Annotated in this window: 20 protein-coding genes; 12 read left to right on the forward strand and 8 right to left on the reverse strand. The window is 69.2% G+C overall.

The annotated features are described in order from the left end of the window. Nucleotides 1-43: 43 nt before the first annotated feature. Entirely contained in the window at nt 44-991 is a 948-nt protein-coding gene (locus EJ913_RS25245; RefSeq protein WP_274390146.1) for a patatin-like phospholipase family protein, read from the reverse strand. 351 nt (nt 992-1,342) lie between these two features. Here EJ913_RS25245 and EJ913_RS33100 point away from each other — a divergent pair, with 351 nt between their 5' ends. The 5 genes from EJ913_RS33100 to EJ913_RS25265 all read left to right on the forward strand — a co-directional run bounded on the left by EJ913_RS33100 (nt 1,343) and on the right by EJ913_RS25265 (nt 7,453). After that, nucleotides 1,343-1,474, forward strand: a complete 132-nt coding sequence (locus tag EJ913_RS33100) for a hypothetical protein (protein ID WP_274390147.1) — start codon at nt 1,343-1,345, stop codon at nt 1,472-1,474. Between the two features lie 230 nt (nt 1,475-1,704). Continuing rightward, nucleotides 1,705-2,418, forward strand: a complete 714-nt coding sequence (locus EJ913_RS25250; protein WP_127003137.1) for a protein phosphatase CheZ — start codon at nt 1,705-1,707, stop codon at nt 2,416-2,418. A 79-nt stretch (nt 2,419-2,497) separates the two neighbouring features. Then, entirely contained in the window at nt 2,498-3,181 is a 684-nt protein-coding gene (locus EJ913_RS25255; protein ID WP_238522313.1) for a hypothetical protein, read from the forward strand. Continuing rightward, entirely contained in the window at nt 3,178-3,897 is a 720-nt protein-coding gene (locus EJ913_RS25260) for an OmpA/MotB family protein (RefSeq protein ID WP_127003139.1), read from the forward strand. The genes EJ913_RS25255 and EJ913_RS25260 overlap by 4 nt, the downstream gene beginning before the upstream one ends. Nucleotides 3,898-3,952: 55 nt before the next feature. Continuing rightward, nucleotides 3,953-7,453 (forward strand): tetratricopeptide repeat protein, encoded by a 3,501-nt coding sequence (locus EJ913_RS25265; protein WP_244939486.1) that lies wholly within the window; start codon nt 3,953-3,955, stop codon nt 7,451-7,453. 74 nt (nt 7,454-7,527) lie between these two features. On the opposite strand, the gene EJ913_RS25270 is transcribed toward EJ913_RS25265, so the two are convergent. The 7 genes from EJ913_RS25270 to EJ913_RS25300 all read right to left on the reverse strand — a co-directional run bounded on the left by EJ913_RS25270 (nt 7,528) and on the right by EJ913_RS25300 (nt 12,728). Beyond that, nucleotides 7,528-8,073, reverse strand: a complete 546-nt coding sequence (locus tag EJ913_RS25270) for a fasciclin domain-containing protein (protein ID WP_127003143.1) — start codon at nt 8,071-8,073, stop codon at nt 7,528-7,530. Between the two features lie 149 nt (nt 8,074-8,222). Beyond that, nucleotides 8,223-10,121 carry a potassium transporter Kup gene (locus EJ913_RS25275; protein ID WP_127003145.1) on the reverse strand — a complete coding sequence of 633 codons (1,899 nt, stop codon included), beginning with the start codon at nt 10,119-10,121 and terminating at the stop codon, nt 8,223-8,225. A gap of 195 nt (nt 10,122-10,316) precedes the next feature. Further along, entirely contained in the window at nt 10,317-11,087 is a 771-nt protein-coding gene (fliP, locus tag EJ913_RS25280; protein ID WP_127003147.1) for a flagellar type III secretion system pore protein FliP, read from the reverse strand. Beyond that, nucleotides 11,084-11,419 carry a FliO/MopB family protein gene (locus EJ913_RS25285; RefSeq protein ID WP_127003149.1) on the reverse strand — a complete coding sequence of 112 codons (336 nt, stop codon included), beginning with the start codon at nt 11,417-11,419 and terminating at the stop codon, nt 11,084-11,086. The genes fliP and EJ913_RS25285 overlap by 4 nt, the downstream gene beginning before the upstream one ends. A gap of 3 nt (nt 11,420-11,422) precedes the next feature. Continuing rightward, nucleotides 11,423-11,824: a hypothetical protein gene (locus EJ913_RS25290; protein WP_127003151.1), complete on the reverse strand. Its 402-nt coding sequence runs from the start codon at nt 11,822-11,824 to the stop codon at nt 11,423-11,425. Then, the gene (locus EJ913_RS25295; RefSeq protein ID WP_127003153.1) at nt 11,821-12,180 is read right to left on the reverse strand and encodes an EscU/YscU/HrcU family type III secretion system export apparatus switch protein; all 360 of its coding nucleotides are present in this window, start codon (nt 12,178-12,180) and stop codon (nt 11,821-11,823) included. The genes EJ913_RS25290 and EJ913_RS25295 overlap by 4 nt, the downstream gene beginning before the upstream one ends. 92 nt (nt 12,181-12,272) lie before the next feature. After that, nucleotides 12,273-12,728: a copper chaperone PCu(A)C gene (locus tag EJ913_RS25300; RefSeq protein WP_127003155.1), complete on the reverse strand. Its 456-nt coding sequence runs from the start codon at nt 12,726-12,728 to the stop codon at nt 12,273-12,275. A 217-nt stretch (nt 12,729-12,945) separates the two neighbouring features. Between EJ913_RS25300 and flgB the strand changes: the two genes are divergently transcribed. The 7 genes from flgB to EJ913_RS25335 all read left to right on the forward strand — a co-directional run bounded on the left by flgB (nt 12,946) and on the right by EJ913_RS25335 (nt 19,004). Then, nucleotides 12,946-13,350, forward strand: coding sequence for a flagellar basal body rod protein FlgB (gene flgB, locus EJ913_RS25305; protein ID WP_127003157.1), 405 nt, complete (start codon nt 12,946-12,948; stop codon nt 13,348-13,350). A gap of 49 nt (nt 13,351-13,399) precedes the next feature. Then, entirely contained in the window at nt 13,400-13,810 is a 411-nt protein-coding gene (gene flgC, locus EJ913_RS25310; RefSeq protein ID WP_127003159.1) for a flagellar basal body rod protein FlgC, read from the forward strand. Between the two features lie 61 nt (nt 13,811-13,871). Then, complete coding sequence (gene fliE, locus EJ913_RS25315; RefSeq protein ID WP_127003161.1) at nt 13,872-14,174, forward strand: flagellar hook-basal body complex protein FliE; 303 nt, start codon at nt 13,872-13,874, stop codon at nt 14,172-14,174. Nucleotides 14,175-14,217: 43 nt separating this feature from the next. Beyond that, complete coding sequence (locus EJ913_RS25320) at nt 14,218-14,565, forward strand: flagellar biosynthetic protein FliQ (RefSeq protein WP_127003163.1); 348 nt, start codon at nt 14,218-14,220, stop codon at nt 14,563-14,565. After that, nucleotides 14,562-15,332 carry a flagellar biosynthetic protein FliR gene (gene fliR / locus EJ913_RS25325; protein ID WP_127003165.1) on the forward strand — a complete coding sequence of 257 codons (771 nt, stop codon included), beginning with the start codon at nt 14,562-14,564 and terminating at the stop codon, nt 15,330-15,332. Before EJ913_RS25320 ends, fliR begins: the two co-directional genes overlap by 4 nt. A 47-nt stretch (nt 15,333-15,379) precedes the next feature. Further along, nucleotides 15,380-16,462, forward strand: a complete 1,083-nt coding sequence (gene flhB, locus EJ913_RS25330; protein ID WP_238521821.1) for a flagellar biosynthesis protein FlhB — start codon at nt 15,380-15,382, stop codon at nt 16,460-16,462. A 37-nt stretch (nt 16,463-16,499) separates the two neighbouring features. Beyond that, on the forward strand, nt 16,500-19,004 hold the full coding sequence (locus EJ913_RS25335; RefSeq protein WP_127003169.1) for a PAS domain-containing hybrid sensor histidine kinase/response regulator: 2,505 nt from the start codon (nt 16,500-16,502) through the stop codon (nt 19,002-19,004). Nucleotides 19,005-19,103: the final 99 nt, after the last annotated feature.

A 19,103-nucleotide genomic window follows, 5' to 3' on the forward strand; every position in this document is an offset into this window, starting at 1 on the left:
AGCGCGCTTGTCATAGGGCGCGCATGGAAATAATGACGCGTCCTCACGCTCGTCGCAGAGCCAGCTCGATGGATGGGCGCAGCATCGACGCGGCGGCGTGGCCGATCTCCACCGCCTCGGCGGCGCGGTCGAACTCCAGGATGCCGATGTGGGCGAGGCGCGGGGCGATCAGCACGTCCGGCGGCTCGCCGGCCAGCCGCGAGCGGGTGATGCGGTCCTGCATGATGTCGATCGACCCGGCCATCACCTCCAGCGCGTTGGGGATCTGGGCGCGGGAATGGTCGAGTTGGTCGGCCAGGAAGCGGGTGCGCCGGTTCGGCTTGCGCCCCAGCCACGTCGAGATCTGTCCGGTCAGGTGCGAGAAGGTCGGCGATCCGGCATCGCCCCCGGCGGTCACCGGCTCGCGCTTGGCCTCGGCCTTGGCGTTGCCGGGGCGGCCGAGCGGCGACAGCTCGCTGTTGAGGTTCACCGCGACCACCACGTCGGCCCCCAGCGCCCGGCACAGCGACACCGGCACCGGGTTGACCAGCGCCCCGTCGACCAGCCAGCGGCCCTCGTGCCGCACCGCCGGGAACAGGCCGGGCATCGCGGCGGAGGCCAGCACCGCCGGCAGCAGCGGCCCCTCGCGCAGCCAGATCTCGCGCCCCGTCGACAGGTCCGTGGCGACCGAGGCGAAGCCCAGCGGCAGATCCTCGATCCTCACGTCGGTGCGTTCGTTGTGGAACCGCTCGAACGCCTTTTCCGAGGCGACGAGGCCACCGCGCCGGAAGGTCAGGTCGATGATCCCCAGCATGCCGAGCCAGCCCATCTTGAGCGCCCAGGCCTGCAACTCGTCCAACTGGTCGGTCAGGTAGGCGGCGCCCACCGCCGCCCCGATGGAGGTGCCGCAGATGATGTCCGGCTCGATCCCGCTTTCCTCCAGCGCGCGCAACACGCCGATGTGCGCCCAGCCGCGCGCGGCGCCGCTGCCCAGCGCCAACCCGATCTTCAACCCGCTTCCGTTCCGGCTTTCCGCGTTCCGGTTTCCTATGTTCTGGCCGAGCATCGACGATGTCCTCCGGCTTGACCTTGAGGGTGGTATCTAGGAAGCGCCGTCTACGAACGAAAGATGCTTTTTGGAGCAAGCCGGGCGCGCGAACGGCCTCCTCCGCACAGAGGATGGGAAACGCCGTTCATTTTGCCGATCTTTGAGTCGCATCATCCTCAAAGCGGCGGCAACTGTGGCATTTCTGTGCCAGTCGGCCGTGATGACTCACCCTATGCTGCGCGTTAACCATGCGGAAACCGGCCGGCGCGCAGTTTGGATTCAAGGCAAGAATGTTTGCAGGATCGGAAGGTTGTCATGACCAACGAACTGAAGAGCTTCAAGAAGGACTGGCAGCGCTGGTCGGCGGCGGAAAAGATGATCGCGCTGACGGCGTTGGTCGCGCTGGCCGCTTTGCTGGGCGCGCCGGTCACCGCCGGACTGTTGTGAGCAAGCCACGCTTTTCGTCTGTTCCATCCGTCTTTACGGGCTCTTAACCCTCGCAAACTAGGTTAAGATCGCTTGGACGGATCCTGAGGCGGTGAGCGTCGCCACGCGGCCGGAACGCGGGAGCCATTGGTTCCCGAGGGGGGCTTCCGGGGTGGTGCTCGGGTCGCTCGGGGAGACTCCGGCACCCGTATCGTGACCGTCGCCGGCACGCCCTCTCGCTGGACACGCCCATGACCTTTTCCGCCCCCGCCTCCGTGACGGAGCAGAAGCTCCTCCGCCAGCGCATCGACACCGCCTTCGCCGAGGCGGCGCAGCCGCTGTCGCGCGACGAGGTGACGGAGATCGTCCGCTCGATCCTGGGCAGCATGGACGGCGACATCTCGGCGACCGACCTGCGCCTGTACAAGGAGGTCGTCGACCTCGCCAAGTTCATCGAGAACGCCAAGCAGGAGCTGGCGGCGCTCCAGCCCGAGGAAATCCGCGACGAGCACATCCGCAGCGCGACCGACGAGCTGGACGCGGTGGTGGGCGCCACCGAAAAGGCGACCTTCGCGATCTTCGACGCCTGCGACGCCATCGGCGCGGTTGCCAACACGACCGATCCCGCGACCGGCGCCAAGCTGAACGACCAGATCACCAAGATCTTCGAGGCCTGCAACTTCCAGGACATCACCGGGCAGCGCATCACCAAGGTGGTCCGCACCCTCAAGCACATCGAGTCCAAGGTGGACATGATCGTCGCCGCCTTCGGCAGCGAGGTCCGCCAGAACCACGCCCCGCGTCTGGCCAAGCTGGCCGCCGAGGAGGCCGCCGCCAACCCGGAGCCCGCCGCCCCGCCGGCCGGAACGCCGGAAGCCGACAGCAAGCTGCTGCACGGGCCGCAGCTGCCGGGCAACGCCATGGACCAGGACGAGATCGACCGCCTGCTGGCCAGCTTCGACTGACGCCATGCTGGCCGGCAAACCCAGCACCGGTTCGCCCGGCCCGTCCGTTCCCCGCGTCGCCCGAGGCGCGGGCTCCCATGTGAATCCGAACAACGGCAGCATCGTCCTGCTGCTGTCGCTGTTCCTGCTGCTGCTGGTCTTCTTCATCGTCCTGAACGCCCAGTCGGTGCAGACGGTGCAGAAGGTCAAGGCGGTCGCCGCCTCGCTGGAGAAGAGCTTCCCGAGCTTCGTCATCGACCCGCGCCTGCGTGAGGGCACGGAGACGGTGGCGTCGCGCGCCGGCACGGTCTACGCGGTGGAATGGCTGGACGGTGTCGGCAGCCTGTTCGCCACCGCCGTCGCGGTCGCCAAGGTGGAGACGCTGTCGCCGGGCCGCCTGCTGGAGGTGCGGCTGCCGGCCGACGATCTGTTCCTGCCCGGCACGATGACGCTGCGGCCGGACCGCCAGGGGCTGCTCGACCGCGTGGTGGACGCGCTGCGCGAGACCCGCCGGGGCGAGCGGATGGAGTTGGACGCGCTGCTCGGCATCGGTCCGACCGGCGCGCCGAGCCAGCCGCCGGGGCCGGTGGCGCGCGCTGGAACTCTGGCCCGCGCGCTGATCGCCAACGGCGCGCCCGCGCAAAACGTCACGGTCGGCATCGAACGCGGGGACCCCGGCGGCGTCCGGCTGTTGTTCTCCCTGAGGCTGGCCGGAGAGCCGCCGGCCCACAAGGCGGGCGTGCAGACGGGCGGCCCGGCGGGCGGGCGGAGTGAACGGCGATGATCCGGGTTCCGACCATCGGAGGAAAGCGGGAGCACGATCCGGGTGGGCATCGCAAGACGATGTGGCTGATCAGCTTCACCGACTTGATTTCCTTGATGCTGGCCTTCTTCGTTCTGATGTATTCGATGAGCGAGCCGGAATCGCAGCGGTGGACCAAGCTGGCCCAAGGGCTGGCGGCGACGGTCCCGGCGGCGCGGTCCACCGCGTCGTCGCCCTCGGACCGTCCGGCCGATCCGCGCGCGGCCTTCAACGCGCAGGCGGTGGAGGCGCGGGCGGCGATCGACCTGAACTATCTGGGGGCGCTGCTGCGCGGCCAGATCAGCGCCAACGCCGAACTGGCGGCGGTGGAGGTCCGGCGGGAGGACGACCGGGTGGTGATCGGCCTGCCGGGCGAGCGGATGTTCGACGAGACCGGCGCCGCCTTCACCGATCCGGGGCGGCGGATGCTGTTCCTGCTGGGCGCCGTGGTCGGCCGCATCGGCAACCGGATCGAGGTGGTCGGCCACGCCGAGCGCGAGGATCCGACCGGGGGCGCCGCCTGGGATCGGGCGCTGACCCGCGCGGTGGCGATCGCCGCCGCGCTGCGGGAAACCGGCTACCAGCGCGATCTGGTGGCGCGGGCGGTGATGGGGCCGGCGCTGGAGCTTGGCGAAGGGCCGGGCTTGGCCGGGCGGGCGCGGGTGGACATCGTGGTGCGCGAGGAAGGAGCGGATTGAGGTGACGGGACGGTCGGCATACGGGAGGTGGCGTCGAATCCGCGGCTTGTTGGCCGTGGCGGTGCTGCTGGCCGCGCCCATCGCGTCCGCGCCGTTCTCGTCCGCCCTGGCCGCCAGCGTGCCGATCCGCGCCGCCGCCCACAAGGATTTCGGCCGCATGGTCTTCGATTGGCCGGCGGCGGTGGACTTCACCGCGCGGGTCGAGGGCGAGCGGCTGGTGGTTTCCTTCACCCAGCCCATCGAGGCGTCGCTCGACCGCACGGTTGCGGCGCTGTCCGGTTATCTGTCGGCCGGGCGGGTCGAGGCGGACGGCAAGACGGTCTCCTTCGACCTCAAGCGTCCGGTGACGCTGAAGAGTTTCCGCAACGGCAAGTCGGTCGCCATCGACTTGAGCCCCGCCAGCGCCGAGGCCGCCGCCAAGCAGGCCGCCGCGACTCCGCCGACGCCCACTCCGTCCGCTCCGACCCAGGCGCAGTTGCAGGACCAGCTGCGGGGAACGCCGGCTCCCGAGAAGCCGGCCGCCGACAAGCCGGTGCCCTCGGCGGGCCGGGTCGCGGTGAAGGCGGGCGACCAGCCCGACCTCAGCCGCGTCGCCTTCGAATGGCCGGCGCCGGTCGATTATTCGGTCAAGCGCGACGGCGCGGCGGTGACCGTGACCTTCGACAAGGGCGGTTCGGCCGATCTGACCCAGGCGGCGAAGGCCAATCTTCGCAACGTCCGCAACATCGAGCAGTACCGCCAGCCCAACGGCGCGCTGGCCGTGACCTTCGCTGTGCCGCAGGACGCCGAGGTCAAGGACAGCAAGGCCGGCAAGACCGTCGTGCTGGACGTGATGAACGCCGGCACGCGCAAGGCGCCGGACGCCCCGGCCGGCACGGTGACCACCGTGCGGCCCGACGCGCGGCCCGACGCGGCTCCGGCTCCGCCCGCCGGACCGCCCACGCCGGCACCGGCTCCGGCCACCCCGGTCCCCCCCGCCGCGCCGCCAGCCCCCAAGGACGCGACGGTGGCCACGGCCAAGTCCGGCAGCTCGGCCGCGGCCGCCAACGCGGCGGCTCCCCCCGCCGAAACGAAGCCGGCCGCGACGGCCGAGGCCAAGCCGCAGCCCCCGGCCGGTCCCAAGGGGCCGACGCTGACCTTCAACGCGGGCGGTCCGGCCTCCATCGCCGTCTACCCGCGCGCCGGGCAGCTCTACGTCGTCTTCGACCGGCCGATGCCGATCGGGGCGGGCAAGATCTCCGGGCCGGGCGCCGAGCTGATGGGCGCCATCGAGCCGGTCCCGGCGACCGGCGGCAGCGCCTTCCGCACCAAGACCGGGCCGATGGTGTGGCCCTCGGTCGAGCGGCAGGGGACGGTCTGGACGATCACCTCCTCCGCCCGCCCGGCCAGCATGAGCGGCGTCAACGACCTGCGCATCGACGCGGAGCCCGACTTCCTGCTGGGCGCGCGGCTGCTGGTGCGGGCGCCGGACGCGGCGAACGTCGTGCAGATCTCCGACCCCGACGTCGGCGACCGGGTGCAGGTGGTGCCGCTGCCCGGCCCCGGCCAGGGCGTCGCCGAGTCGCACCGCTACCCCGATCTGGAGGTCATGCCCTCCTACCAGGGCGTGGTGATCCGGCCGATCTCCGACAACGTCACCGTCCGCCCGGTGAAGGAGGGGGTGGAACTGACCACCGCCGGCGGCCTGCACATGTCGCCCGCCGGGGATGCCGGCAACGCCGGGGCCGTGGCGCCCTCCCTGACGCCGCAGCCGGTGCCTTCGCAGCTGGCCGCCGCGCCGCAGCCGGCAACGCCCACAGGGGGCGCCTCTTCCGGGATGGTGCCGCCGCAGGCGCCGCTCCAGGGCCGCCGCCTGTTCAACCTGCCGGCCTGGAAGCACGGCGACCTCGACCATTACACCGAGTCCCGCCAGGATCTTCAGCTCGCCGTCGTCAACGCGCCGGAGTCGGAACGGGCCAAGGCGCAGCTCGATCTGGCGCATTTCTACTTCGCCAACGGCTTCGGGCAGGAGACGCTGGGTATGCTCGACGTGCTCCAGCAGAACCAGCCCGACCTGGAGGGCTGGCCGGAGTTCCGCGCCCTGCGCGGCGCCGCGCGGGTGCTGAGCGGCGATCTGGCGGGGGGCGAGGCCGACCTGAGCATCCCCAGCCTCGCCAACAACCCGGAGGCCGCGCTGTGGCGCGCCGCCATCGCGGCCGACAAGCGCGACTGGCCGGCGGCGCTGGCCGGGTTCAAGGCCGGGTCGGCGATCCTCAACAGCTACCCCGACCCGATGATCGGCAAGCTCGGGCTGCGCGCGGCGGAGGCGGCGCTGGAGACCGGCGACACCGTCAACGCCAAGCGCTTGCTCGACCGCGTGCTGGAGCACAGCGGGCCGGATGTCGAGGAGCAGCCGGACGTGCAGTATCTGCGCGGCCTCTACTACGCCCGGACCGGCGAGCCCGACCGCGCCCGCGAGCAGCTGAAGGCCTCCTACGAGAGCCTCGACCGCCTCTACCGCGCCAAGGCCGGGCTGGCCCTGACCAATCTGGAGCTGGCGGAGGGCAAGATGTCGCCGACCGCCGCCGCCGAGCAGCTGGCCGGTCTGACCTTCACCTGGCGCGGTGACGACCTGGAGATGCAGATCCGCTCGCGCATGGGCGAGGTGCTGATCGCCGGGGGCGAATACGCCAAGGGCTTCAACGCGATGAAGGAGACGGCGGCGCTGGTCGCCGACACCCCGCGCGCCGAGGCGATCACCAAGGACATGTCGCGCATCTTCGCCGACCTCTACAAGGACGGCGCCGCCCGGTTGCCGACGCTCGACGCCTTGCAGCTCTACGACCAGTTCCGCGAGCTGACCCCGGTGGGCGAGGAGGGCGACGAGATCATCCGGCAACTGGCCGAGCGCCTGATCTCCATCGACCTGCTGAACCGCGCCGCCGACCTGTTGCAGCATCAGGTGGAATACCGCCTGTCCGGCCAGGACAAGGCGCGGATGGGAACGCGGCTGGCCTCGGTCCGGCTGCTCGACAACAAGCCCGAGCAGGCGCTCCAGGCGCTGGAGCTGTCCAACGTCGCCGGCATGCCGGCCGATCTGGTGGCCGAACGCCGGCTGATGCAGGCCAAGGCGTTGGCCGAGCTCAACAAGGGCGACGAGGCGCTCCGTATCCTGGCGGAGGACGACAGCACCAACGCCAACCTGCTGCGGGTGGACATCGCGTGGCGCGGCCAGAAATGGGACGCCGCCGCGCTGGCGTTGAACAAGGTGGTCGGTCCGCCCCCGCCGGCCGGTCAGGCGCTGGACGCCGGGGTGTCGCAGCTGGTGCTGAACCGTGCCGTGGCGCTGGCGCTGGCCGGCGACGGCACGGGGCTGGGGCTGCTGCGCAAGGATTTCGAGGGCGCCATGAAGGGCGGTCCCAACGAGGACGCCTTCCGCGTGCTGACCCGCCCGGAACAGGCGCTGGGGCTGATCGACGTCAGCACGATCCGTTCGCGCGTGGCCGAGGTCGACATGTTCCAGAAATTCCTCAAGAACTACCGGGGCAAGCAGACCCCGGCGAAACCGACGAGCTGACGCAACGGAAAACAAGAACGTGAAAACCGGCGGTCATGCGTCCATGACCGCCGGTTTTGTGTTCGCAGGACTCTTTACTTCGGCAGCAGGACCTTGTCGATCACGTGGACCACGCCGTTCGACTGGTCGACGTCGGCGATGGTGACGGTCGATTTGTTGCCGGCGGCGTCGGCGACCATGATCTTGCCACCCTGCTCCATGAAGGTCAGCTGTTCACCTTGCACGGTCTTCAGCATCGCCTTGCCGTTGCCCTTCTTGATGTCGGCGGCGAGATCCTTGGCGTGCAGCGTGCCGGGAACGACATGGTAGGTCAGGACCTTGGTCAGCTGGCCCTTGTTTTCCGGCTTCAGCAGCGTGTCCACGGTGCCGGCGGGCAGGGCGTCGAAAGCCGTGTTGGTGGGGGCGAAGACGGTGAAGGGGCCCTTGCCGCTGAGGGTGTCGACCAGACCGGCGGCCTTGACGGCGGCGACCAGCGTGGTGTGGTCCTTGGACTGGGACGCGTTCTCGACGATGGTCTTGTTCGGGTACATCGGTGCGCCGCCGACAGTCTTCTCCATCGCGGCGAAAGCGGAGCCGGCAAAAAGGAGAGTGGCGACGGCCACGGTTGCGACCTTCTTCATAGCGATCCCTCGTATGATGGCTGATCTGCTCTTTGCAGACACAGCGTTGTTACGGAGGCATGCGCAATCCGGATCACGGAAAATCAGCGAGGCCGCATATTTTTTCTTGGCCGCGAGGGGGTACCCATTTCAGACAGGGACGCCCGCCCTCAAAGCTGGACCTGAGTCCCCAGCTCCACCACCCGGTTGGGTGGCAGCTTGAAGAAGTCGGTGGCGCTGACCGAGGTGCGCGACATGACGACGAACAGCTTCTCCCGCCACAGCGCCATCTGCGAGTTCATCTTCGGAATCAACGTCTCGCGCCCCAGGAAGAAGCTGGTCGCCATCACGTCGAACTCCAGCCCGAACGCCTTGCACAGGCGCAGCGCCTTGGGGATGTTCGGCTCCTGCGAGAAGCCGTAGCGCACGGTGATGCGGTAGAAGCCTTCGGCCAGCCCCTCCACCAGAACGCGGTCCTTGGCCGGTACGCGCGGCACGTCGTCCACCACGACGGTCACGAAGACCACACGCTCGTGCATCACTTGGTTGTGCTTGAGGTTGTGCAGCAGGGCGATCGGCACGGTGTTGGAACTGGAGGTCATGAAGACCGCCGTCCCCTTCACCCGGTGGATGTCCGAGGATTTGGCCTGACGCTGGATGAAGGCGTCGAGCGGCAGCGATTCCTCGGCCAGCCGGACGCTGAGCACCGCGCGGCCCCGCCGCCACGTCGCCATCAGCCCGACCGTGACCGCCGCGATGACCAGCGGCACCCAGCCGCCATGCGGGATCTTCACCGCGTTGGCTGCGAAGAAAGACAGGTCGATGCTGAGGAACGCCCCGCCGACGGCGAGGCAGAGCGGCAGGCTCCAGTTCCAGCGGCGGTGCGCGACGACCAGGGCCAGGATGGTGGTGATGATCATGTCACCGGTCACGGCGATGCCGTAGGCCGAGGCGAGCCGGCTCGACGATTGGAAGACCACGACCAGCCCGATGGTCGCGGCCAGCAGGCCCCAGTTGGCGCGCGGGATGTAGATCTGCCCCTCCTCCTCGTTGGAGGTGTGGCGGATGTCCAGGCGCGGGCAGAGGCCGAGCTGCACCGCCTGCCGGGTCAGCGAGAAGACCCCGGAGATCACCGCCTGGCTGGCGATGACCGCCGCCATGGTGGACAGCCCGATCATCGGGTAGAGCGCCCAGTCCGGCGCCAGCAGGTAGAAGGGGCTGCGCACCGCGTCGGGATCGGACAGCAGCAGGGCGCATTGGCCCAGATAATTCAGCAGCAGCGCCGGCAGCACCAGGAGCAGCCACGCCAGCTTGATCGGCCGGCGGCCGAAATGGCCCATGTCGGCGTAGAGCGCCTCGCCGCCGGTGATCGCCAGCACGACGGCGCCCAGCACCAGGAAGCCGACCACGCCGTTGGCGGCGAAGAAATCGACCGCATAGCCGGGATGGAAGGCCGCCAGAATGCCGGGCTCCCGCACCACCTCGACCAGCCCCAGCACGCCCAGCGTGGTGAACCACGCGATCATGATCGGGCCGAACAGGGTGCCGACGCGCGCGGTGCCATGGCTCTGGATGGCGAACAGCGCGATCAGGATGCTGACCGTCACCGGCACGACCATTGATTTCAGCGCCGGTTCCGCGACCTCCAACCCCTCGACCGCCGACAGCACCGACATCGCCGGCGTGATCATGCCATCGCCGTAGAACAGCGAGGCGCCGAACAGCCCCAGCGCGGTCAGCAGCGTCAGCCGCCCCGACGAATCCGGCCGCCGGACCGAGGCCAGCGCCAGCAGCGACAGGATGCCGCCCTCGCCCTTGTTGTCGGCACGCATGACGAAGATCACGTATTTGACCGTCACCACGATCACCAGCGCCCAGAACACCAGCGACATGACGCCCATGACGTTGGCCGGGGTCAGGGGCAGCCCGTGTTCGCCGCCGAAGCATTCGCGCAGGGTGTAGAGCGGGCTGGTCCCGATGTCGCCGAACACGACGCCGATGGCGCCGAGCGTCAGCCCCGCGAGCTTGCCCGTGTCGGGCGCCGCGGTCTTCATGATCGTGTCTGACATGCGTGGAATTCGGTCCGAACAGGGTCCGTGCGTGGGACGAGGATGCCTCAAACAGGGGGACCGACGCCGTGAACGCTCAAGGCTGGCTTATCGGTTGCCGTCGCCTCCCTCATACGCGTTTCCGCGCCGCCGCGCCAGCGCCGCCTTGCGGTGCGGCATCGGGGGCGGCGGGCTGCGACGAAGTGCGCGGGCGGGCTACAGGGTGCCGAAGCTGCGGGCCAGCGACCCGGCGATCAGGTACCAGCCGTCGACCAGCACGAAGAAGATCAGCTTGAACGGAATCGCCACCATGGTCGGCGGCAGCATCATCATGCCCATCGACATCAGGATCGACGACACCACCATGTCGATGATCAGGAAGGGCAGGAACAGCAGGAAGCCGATCTCGAAGCCGCGCTTGATCTCCGAGATCATGAAGGCGGGGACCAGCACGTGCAGGGGTGTGTCCGCCGCCTCCGGAACGTTCTGGAGCCGGGCCATGTCCATGAAGAGCCGCAGATCCTTCTCGCCGGTGTGGTTCAGCATGAACTCGCGCAAGGGGCCGACGGCGCGGCGGAACGCCTCGATCTCGTCGATCTCCTGGTTCATCAGCGGCTGGATGCCTTGGGTGTAGGAGCGCTCGAACACCGGGGCCATGACGAAGAAGGTCAGGAACATCGCCAGCGACATCAGCACCGTGGTCGGCGGCACCTGCTGGACGCCCAGCGCGTTGCGCAGGAAGGACAGGACGATGACGATGCGGGTGAAGGCGGTCATCATGATCAGGATCGACGGGGCCAGCGACAGCACCGTGATGACGCCGATCAACTGGACGATGCGGCCGGTCGCGGTGCCTCCGGCGTCGCCCAGGTCGAAGGTCATGCTCTGCGCCAGCGCCGGTCCGGCCGTCAGCCCGGCGGTGACGCCGACCAGCAGCGCCAGCGCCAGGGCGGCGGCGAGGCGCGCCCAGCGGCGGCGGGCGGTCAAGGCGCGATCCCCGTGGGGGCGGGGGCGTTGGGGGCCGGGGCGGCGGTCGCCGTCAGGGCGCTGCGGAAATCGCCGGAGGGCGTGGTGTCGACCACCAGATCGCCGGTGGCGCTCAGCAGGATCAGATGCTCGCGGTCGTCGCGGCGCACCAGCACCAGCCGGCGCTTGGCGTCGAGCGCCAGCACCTCGACCACGCCCAGCCGGCGGTGGCGCGATGCCCGGACCGACGCGCTGCCCAGCCCGATGCGCCGCATCAGCCACGCCACCGCGACGATCAGCGCGACGACGAACAGCAGCGCCATGATGAACTTGATGTACTGGTCGAGATCCATGGCTCAGGTCGGCTCGTCGTCGGGCAAGGCGGAATGGGCGGGCGGAAGCGGGGCCGGCGGCGGCGCGGCGGCAGGGCCGCGCCCGTAGGCGGCGGCGGCGCGGTGGCGGGCCGTGTGCGGGTCGTCGCGGCCCTCCAGGGCGGCGTCGCGCGCGGCGTGCTGGGTCTTCAGGGCGGCGGCCAGCGGGTCGAGCGCGGCCACCAGATCGCCGAGCGGGCCGAGCAGGGCTTGAGCCTCGGCGCGGGGCAGGGCCTCGGCCGCCGCGCAGAGGGTGGCGACCCGCTCCTCCAGCCCGGCGAGGTCGATGGTGGCGCCGGCCTCGGCCTGCCGGCGGGCCTCGTCCAGCGCCCCGGCCAGCAAGGCGATTCCGGCGGCGGAGGGTTCGGTCGCGGAGGGTTCGGTCATGGCGCGTCCTCTCCGTCGCTGTCGTCGTCGGTCCGGGCGGGGGGGATCACGGTCCCGTTGGCGCGGTAGACATGGGCCAGGATCTCGGCGACGGCGGCGATGGCCTCGACCGGGATGTCGCTGTCCAGCTCGATGGCCGACAGCACCTCGACCAGATCGGCGTCCTCGCGCACCTTCACGCCGTTGGCGAAGGCCAGCTCCAGGATCTGCTCGGCTACCGTGCCCTTGCCGGTGGCGACGATGCGCGGCAGAGACTGGGTCCCCAGCTCGTATTTCAGCGCGACCGCCACCGGGCGGCGGGCGGCGGGCGGCTTGGGTGCCGGAACCGTATGCGGGGAGCGGGGAGGCGCGGACACGCGGACACCTGCCGGATGGTCTGGACCGAGGGTCTGAACGATGCCGGCATCCTGGACCGGCAGGCTTAACGAAGCGTGAAAGCGGCTCGGGCTCAGTGGGCGGGACCCATGGCGGCGGCGCCCTGGACCGTCACCTCCACCGTGACGGCGCCGGCCTTGTCGAAGGTCAGCGTCACCGGGAACCGGCTGCCCTCGGTCAGCGGCTGCTTCAGCCCCATCAGCATGACGTGCAGCCCGCCCGGCTTCAGCGTCACCGGCGCGCCGGGCGCCACGTCGATGGAGTCCACCGCGCGCATCTTCATCACGCCGTTGTCCATCAGATGGGTGTGCAACTCGGCCTTGTCGGCGACGGGGGTCTGGGCGGACACCAGCCGGTCGGGCTCGGCGCCGGTGTTGGTCACGGTCAGGAAGGCGGCGCCGGCCTTGGCGGTGGGCGCCCCGGCCCGCGCCCAGGCGGCGGTGACCGTCACCGGGCCGTCGGCCAGCGCCGGGCCGGACAGGGCGGCAAGGGCGAGAAGGGCGGCGCCGAAGCGGGCGAGCATCGTCATGACGGACCGGTCGCTGTTGGGAAACGGGAGGCGGCACCTTAGCACGGCTTCGCCACGGGTAAAGCGCCGGCCTGCCGCGCCGCGCCCCCCGATGCCGGACTCCCCATCCCCGGGGATTCACCTTTCATTAACGCAAAAAGGCGACCATGGTCGGGACGTGGTGCATCCGCCCAATCCCGGCGTGGGTGGGACGGCGTCGCGATCCGGAATTCGGGCCATGGACCTCGGAAATCTCGGCCTCTTCAAGCTGATGTCGCGCAAGATGGACTGGCTGACCCAGCGTCAGGAAGCCCTGTCGCAGAACATCGCCAACGCCGACACGCCCGACTACAAGACCAAGGATCTGAAATCCTTCACCTTCCGGGACGCGCTGAGCGACAGCCGCCGCCTGACGCCGACCGCGACCAACGCGTCGCATCTGGCCGGCACGCGCGGGGCCGGCGGCATGGCGCAGGAGCAGACGGTGCGCGACCCCTACGAGACGGCGCCCGACGGCAACAACGTCATCCTCGAAGACCAGATGATGAAAATGAGCCAGAACTCGATGGATTATCAGACGATCACCAACCTGTACAAAAAACAGGTCAACATGATCAAGTCGGCGATCCGCACCGGCGGTTGATCAGGGGCGGGTTTGTTTTTGGTTCGTTAGCGTTTAGGGAGGTGTCGGTATGGATCTCTACCAGTCGATGGCGGTGTCCGCCTCGGGCATGAAGGCGCAGGGCACGCGCCTGAAGGTCATCTCGGAGAATCTGGCCAACGCCAACACCACGGCGGAGACGCCGGGCGACCTGCCCTACCGCCGCAAGGTGGTGACCTTCCAGAACGCGATGGACCGCGTGATGGACGTGGAGCGGGTGCGGGTCGCAAAGGTCGATGTCGACAAGGGCGATTTCCAGCGTCGCTACGATCCGTCGCACCCCTCGGCCGACGCCGACGGCTACGTCCTGCTGCCCAACGTCAACTCGGTGGTCGAGGCGATGGACATGCGCGAGGCCCAGCGCAGCTACGAGGCCAATTTGTCCGCCATCGACACCGCGCGCCAGATGCTGACGCGCACCATCGACATCCTGCGCGCCTGATCCCGAGGCGCCCCGCCTTTAGACGCCCCGCCGCTCGAACGCCAGAAACGGAAACGCCGCCATGATCAACCCCGTCAACGCCGCCGCGGCCTACGCCTCGACCGCCGCCCGCGCGACCGGTCCGAAGGCCCTGGGGCCGACCGAGGGCGCGTCCTTCGGCGACGTTCTGGAGCAGGCGGCCAAGAGCGCCATCGGCACCATGCAGAAGAGCGAGACCATGTCGGCCCAGGCCGCCGTGGGCAAGGCCGACCTGAACGACGTGGTCCAGGCGGTCACCAACGCCGAAGTCACCCTGCAGACCGTGACGGCGGTGCGCGACAAGGTGTTGTCGGCCTATCAGGAAATCCTGCGCATGCCGATGTGACGGCGGCGCCCGGTTTTCCGGTCGCCGATTCGGTCGCACCGCCATGAACGAAACCGAAGTCATCGAACTCTGCAGGACCTCGATCGTCACCCTGGTGATCGTGGCCGGACCGATTCTGATCATTATGATGATCGTCGGCACCGTCATCTCGGTGTTCCAGGCGGTCACCCAGATCAGCGAGCAGACGCTCGCCATGGTGCCGAAGCTGCTGCTGGTCTTCGGCCTGTCGATCCTGCTGATGCCCTTCATGCTGGGCCAGCTGACCGAGTTCTTCCAGCACGAGATCGCCGACCGCATCATCGCCGTCGGGGTCGGCGCCACCCAGAACGGCGGGGCGCCCTTCACCCCCAGCACCGGGGTGACGCCGGGCGCCACGCCGACCGGCGGATGAACGCGCTCCAGCAGCTTCTCGGCGACCAGCTCTTCGTCTGGATGATCGTCTTCGTGCGCATCGGCACGGCCTTCACCATCATGCCGACGGTGGGTGACGCCTTCGTGTCGGCCCGCACGCGGCTGCTGCTGGCGCTGGCGGTCAGCGTCGTGGTGGCGCCGGCCGTGCGCGCGCAGCTGCCGCCAGTGCCGGGAAACGCGTTCCAACTGGTCGTGCTGATCGTCGGGGAGATGACGGTCGGCATCTTCCTCGGATCCATCGGCCGGCTGCTGATGGGCACGCTGGAGGTCGCCGGGACCATCATCGCCCTGGAAACCGGCCTGTCCAACGCCCAGATCTTCAATCCGGCCATGGCCACGACGGGGTCGCTGCCCGGTGCGCTGCTGGGCTGGCTGGGGCTGCTGCTGCTGTTCATCACCGACATGCATCATCTGCTGATCATGGCCGTGGTCGACAGCTACGCCACCTTCGTGCCGGGGGCACCGATCCCCATCGACGACATGGCCAACGTGGTCGGCCAGCTGGTGTCGCGGACCTTCCTGCTGGGGGTGCAGATGGCGGCGCCCTTCCTGATCACCGGGCTGCTGTTCGCCCTGGCGCTCGGGCTGCTGAACAAGCTGGCGCCGCAGGTGCAGGTGTTCCAGCTGTTCACCTCGATCCAGGTCCTGCTGGGCCTGTTCATGTTCGCGTTGACGCTGGCGGCGATGATGGTGTTCTGGTTGTCCCGGTTCGAGGCGACCTTCATCGAGTTCCTGAAGCCGCTCTGAAAGCCGCTCTGAAAGCCATGGGGATCGGGGCCTGACCGCGAAGGGAGATGCCGGTGTCGGAAGACGCGGACGAGTCCTCCAAAACAGAGGACCCGACACAAAAGAAGCTCGACGAGGCCCACAAGGAGGGCAACTACGCGATGACGCGCGAGGTGGCGAACTGGTTGATGGTCGCCGCCATGATGATCGTGCTGGTCTCGATCCTGCCGGGCACGCTGAAGGGGCTGATGCGCCGCCTGAACTACTACTTCGAGAATCTCGAACAGATCACCTTCGACCGCTCGGGCGTCGGCGCCCTGCTGTACCGGGTGATGATGGACGCGATGTGGGCGCTGTGGCTGCCGATCCTGCTCTTCGTCATCGCCGGTGTGATGTCCACCATCGGGCAGACCGGCTTCCACGTGTCCTGGCAGCTGGTCTCGCCGAAATTCTCCAAGCTCAACCCCCTGCCGGGGCTGATGAACATGGTCTCGGCCAACCAGGGGATCGAGCTGCTCAAGAGCCTCGCCAAGCTGGCGGTGGTCGGCGGGGTCGCCTATCTGGCCCTGCAACCGATGTTCAAGGGGATCGAGAACTACATCGGCATCGACATCGTCGCCCTGATCCAGCACGTGGACGCGCTGGCCTACCGCCTTCTGGTGGGGGTTCTGGTGGTGCTGACGCTGATCGCCGCCGGGGATCTGTTCTGGCAGCGGATGCAGTTCGACAAGAAGATGAAGATGACCAAGCAGGAGGTGAAGGACGAACACAAGCAGTCCGAGGGCGATCCCCACGTCAAGGGGCGCATCCGCCAGCTGCGCTTCGAGCGCGCGCGCAAGCGCATGATGGCCGCCGTTCCCAACGCCGACGTGGTGGTGACCAACCCGACCCACTTCGCGGTCGCGCTGAAATACGACCCGGCCCAGATGGGCGCGCCGATGGTGCTGGCCAAGGGCGTCGATCAGGTCGCCTTCAAGATTCGCGAGGTCGCCGAGGCCAACAAGGTGCCGGTGATAGAGAACCCGCCCCTCGCCCGTGCGCTCTATGCCGCATGCGATATCGACGAGGAGGTCCCTTCCGAGCATTATCGGGCGGTCGCGGAAGTCATTACCTATGTTTTCAAGCTCAAGGGGCGGGCGGTGCGCAACTGAGGCGCCGCCGGCCGGGCACAGGCCGGTTGGAGTTTTGGTGGACGACGCATCTTCCCTTCTCGACTCCGCGCGCGGCCGCGACACGCCGGATCGCCCCTCGGGCTCCCTGGCGGTGGCGCTGCTGTGCTACGGCCTGGCGCCGGCCGGTCTGGCGCTGGTCGCAGCCGGGCTGCTTCTCGAACGCGAACCCGTGCTATGGGCCGGCGCCCTCGTGGCGGCGGCCGGAGTGGCGCTGCTCATCGGCCGCGCCGTCACCGTTGCGCGCCGTTCGGCCCGTGTCGGCGCGCTGCTGGGCGGCGCCATGGAAGGAATGCCGGCCGGGCAGCTGCTGTGCGACGGGACCGGCGCGGTGGTCTACAGCAACGCCGCCTTCCGCGACCTGTCGGGCTGGCAACCCGGCGAACGGCCGCTCGACGCGCTGGAACGCCAGTTCATGGCCGACTCCGACAGCGCGCGCGAGTTCCGCCGCCTGCGCGAGCGGGTGCGCGCCGGGGCGGCCGCCTCGGCGGAACTGGCGGTGCCCGGCATCGACGGGCGCCCGCCGGAATGGCGCCGCGTTCAGGGCCAGCCGGTGGACGGCTTTGCCGGCTCCGCCCATTGGCGGATCGAGGACATCACCGCGCGGCGCGAGCTGGAGCAGGTGATGCTCCGCGAGCAGTCCAAGCTCGCCGATTTCATGGAGCACGCGCCGGTCGGTTTCTTCTCGGTCGACCAGGACGGGCAGTTCCTGTTCGTCAACGCCACACTGGCCTCCTGGCTGGGCGGGGGGCCGGGCGACCTGACCGACGGCGCGACTCGGCTGCACGACATCCTGGAAAACCCGCCGGTGGGGGCCGCCCCCTACGACCTGTTCGAGGGTGGCGGGGGCGAACAACGCGGCGAGGTCGCCATGCGGGGCCTGCGCGGGCGCCGTTTCCAGGCCTCGGTGGCGCAGAGCGTCGTGGTCGCCGACGACGGCGGCTCGGTCCACACCCGCTCGGTGGTGCGCGACCTGACCCCGGAGCACGAATGGCAGGAGGCGCTGCGCCTGTCCGAGCAGCGGTTCCAGCGCTTCTTCGAGGACGCCCCCATCGGCATCGCCCTGGTGGACGAGGGCGGGCTGCTGACCGAGTGCAACGCGGCCTTCCTGGGCCTGATCGGCAGCGAGGCCGGGGCGGTGATCGGCCGCCCGATGGCCGAGCTGATCGTGCCGGCGGAGCGCGAGGCGGTCGCTGCCCGGCTTGCCGCCGTGCAGGGCGGCAGCGACCCGGCCGCCCCGTTGGAGGTGCGATTGTCGGGCGGGCGCGAGCTGTCGGCGCAGCTTTACGCCCGGCGGCTCGGCGGCGTCGGGGTCGGCGCCGGGCTGATCCTGCACTTCATCGACATGACCGAGCGCAAAAGCCTGGAGGCCCAGTTCGCCCAGTCGCAGAAGATGCAGGCGGTCGGCCAACTGGCCGGTGGCGTGGCGCACGACTTCAACAACCTGCTGACCGCGATGATCGGCTTCTGCGACCTGCTGCTGCTGCGGCACAAGCCGGGCGACCAGTCGTTCAGCGACATCATGCAGATCAAGCAGAATGCCAACCGCGCCGCCAACCTCGTGCGGCAACTCCTGGCCTTCTCGCGCCAGCAGACGCTCCAGCCGCGCGTCATCACCGTCACCGACGTGCTGGCCGAGCTGGCGAACCTGCTGCGCCGCCTGATCGGCGAGAACATTGAACTGAAGATGATCCACGGCCGCGACCTCGGCCTCGTCAAGGTGGACCAGAACCAGCTGGAGCAGGTCATCATCAACCTCGTCGTCAACGCGCGCGACGCGATGGCCGGCGGCGGGCGGCTGACCGTGGTGACCTCCAACCACACCGTCGCCCAGCCGGAGCGGCGCGGGCACGAGACGATCCCGGCCGGCGCCTACGTCTCGGTCGAGGTGATCGACACCGGCTGCGGCATCGCCAAGGAGAACCTCCAGCGCATCTTCGAGCCGTTTTACACGACCAAGGAGGTGGGCTCGGGCACCGGGCTGGGGCTGTCCACCGTCTACGGCATCGTGCGGCAGACCGGCGGCTTCGTTCTGGTCGATTCGGCGGTGGGGGAGGGGACGACCTTCACCATCCTGCTGCCCCGCCACCAGGGCGAACTGCGCCCCATCGACACCGCCGAGCCGCGCGAGCGGCGCGGCAGCGACCTGACCGGCACCGGCATCATCCTGCTGGTGGAGGACGAGGACGCGGTGCGCGTCTTCTCCGCCCGCGCGCTGCGCAACAAGGGCTATCAGGTGCTGGAGGCCAAGAACGGCGAGGCGGCGCTGCAGCAGATCGAGACCGACGGCGCCCGCATCGACCTGCTGATCACCGACGTGGTGATGCCGCAGATGGACGGGCCGACGCTGGCCCGCCACGTCCGCCGGCTGCGCCCGGAGATGCGGGTGATCTTCATTTCCGGCTACGCCGAGGACCGGTTGGGAGAGATCGACGGCGTCGAGGTCTCGCATTTCCTGCCCAAGCCCTTCTCGCTGAAACAGCTCGCCACCAAGGTCAAGGAGGTCATCCGCGAGGGCAAGTGAGCGGTCCCATTTCAGGGCCCATCTTTCACCCGCCCGAACCCGTCCGATGAGAACATCACGCGAACATTGCCCCTTGCAAACGGGAACGAAGAGAGTACA

The organism is Azospirillum doebereinerae, assembly GCF_003989665.1.
Classification (GTDB): domain Bacteria; phylum Pseudomonadota; class Alphaproteobacteria; order Azospirillales; family Azospirillaceae; genus Azospirillum; species Azospirillum doebereinerae.

What these genes read in the sequence shown, in the direction of transcription:
- EJ913_RS33100 (WP_274390147.1), top strand. Translation starts at nt 1,343, where the DNA reads ATGACCAACGAACTGAAGAGCTTCAAGAAGGACTGGCAGCGCTGGTCG.
- EJ913_RS25250 (WP_127003137.1), top strand. Translation starts at nt 1,705, where the DNA reads ATGACCTTTTCCGCCCCCGCCTCCGTGACGGAGCAGAAGCTCCTCCGC.
- EJ913_RS25260 (WP_127003139.1), top strand. Translation starts at nt 3,178, where the DNA reads ATGATCCGGGTTCCGACCATCGGAGGAAAGCGGGAGCACGATCCGGGT.
- EJ913_RS25270 (WP_127003143.1), bottom strand. Translation starts at nt 8,073, where the DNA reads ATGAAGAAGGTCGCAACCGTGGCCGTCGCCACTCTCCTTTTTGCCGGC.
- EJ913_RS25275 (WP_127003145.1), bottom strand. Translation starts at nt 10,121, where the DNA reads ATGTCAGACACGATCATGAAGACCGCGGCGCCCGACACGGGCAAGCTC.
- EJ913_RS25285 (WP_127003149.1), bottom strand. Translation starts at nt 11,419, where the DNA reads ATGGATCTCGACCAGTACATCAAGTTCATCATGGCGCTGCTGTTCGTC.
- EJ913_RS25290 (WP_127003151.1), bottom strand. Translation starts at nt 11,824, where the DNA reads ATGACCGAACCCTCCGCGACCGAACCCTCCGCCGCCGGAATCGCCTTG.
- EJ913_RS25300 (WP_127003155.1), bottom strand. Translation starts at nt 12,728, where the DNA reads ATGACGATGCTCGCCCGCTTCGGCGCCGCCCTTCTCGCCCTTGCCGCC.
- flgB (WP_127003157.1), top strand. Translation starts at nt 12,946, where the DNA reads ATGGACCTCGGAAATCTCGGCCTCTTCAAGCTGATGTCGCGCAAGATG.
- flgC (WP_127003159.1), top strand. Translation starts at nt 13,400, where the DNA reads ATGGATCTCTACCAGTCGATGGCGGTGTCCGCCTCGGGCATGAAGGCG.
- fliE (WP_127003161.1), top strand. Translation starts at nt 13,872, where the DNA reads ATGATCAACCCCGTCAACGCCGCCGCGGCCTACGCCTCGACCGCCGCC.
- EJ913_RS25320 (WP_127003163.1), top strand. Translation starts at nt 14,218, where the DNA reads ATGAACGAAACCGAAGTCATCGAACTCTGCAGGACCTCGATCGTCACC.
- fliR (WP_127003165.1), top strand. Translation starts at nt 14,562, where the DNA reads ATGAACGCGCTCCAGCAGCTTCTCGGCGACCAGCTCTTCGTCTGGATG.
- flhB (WP_238521821.1), top strand. Translation starts at nt 15,380, where the DNA reads ATGCCGGTGTCGGAAGACGCGGACGAGTCCTCCAAAACAGAGGACCCG.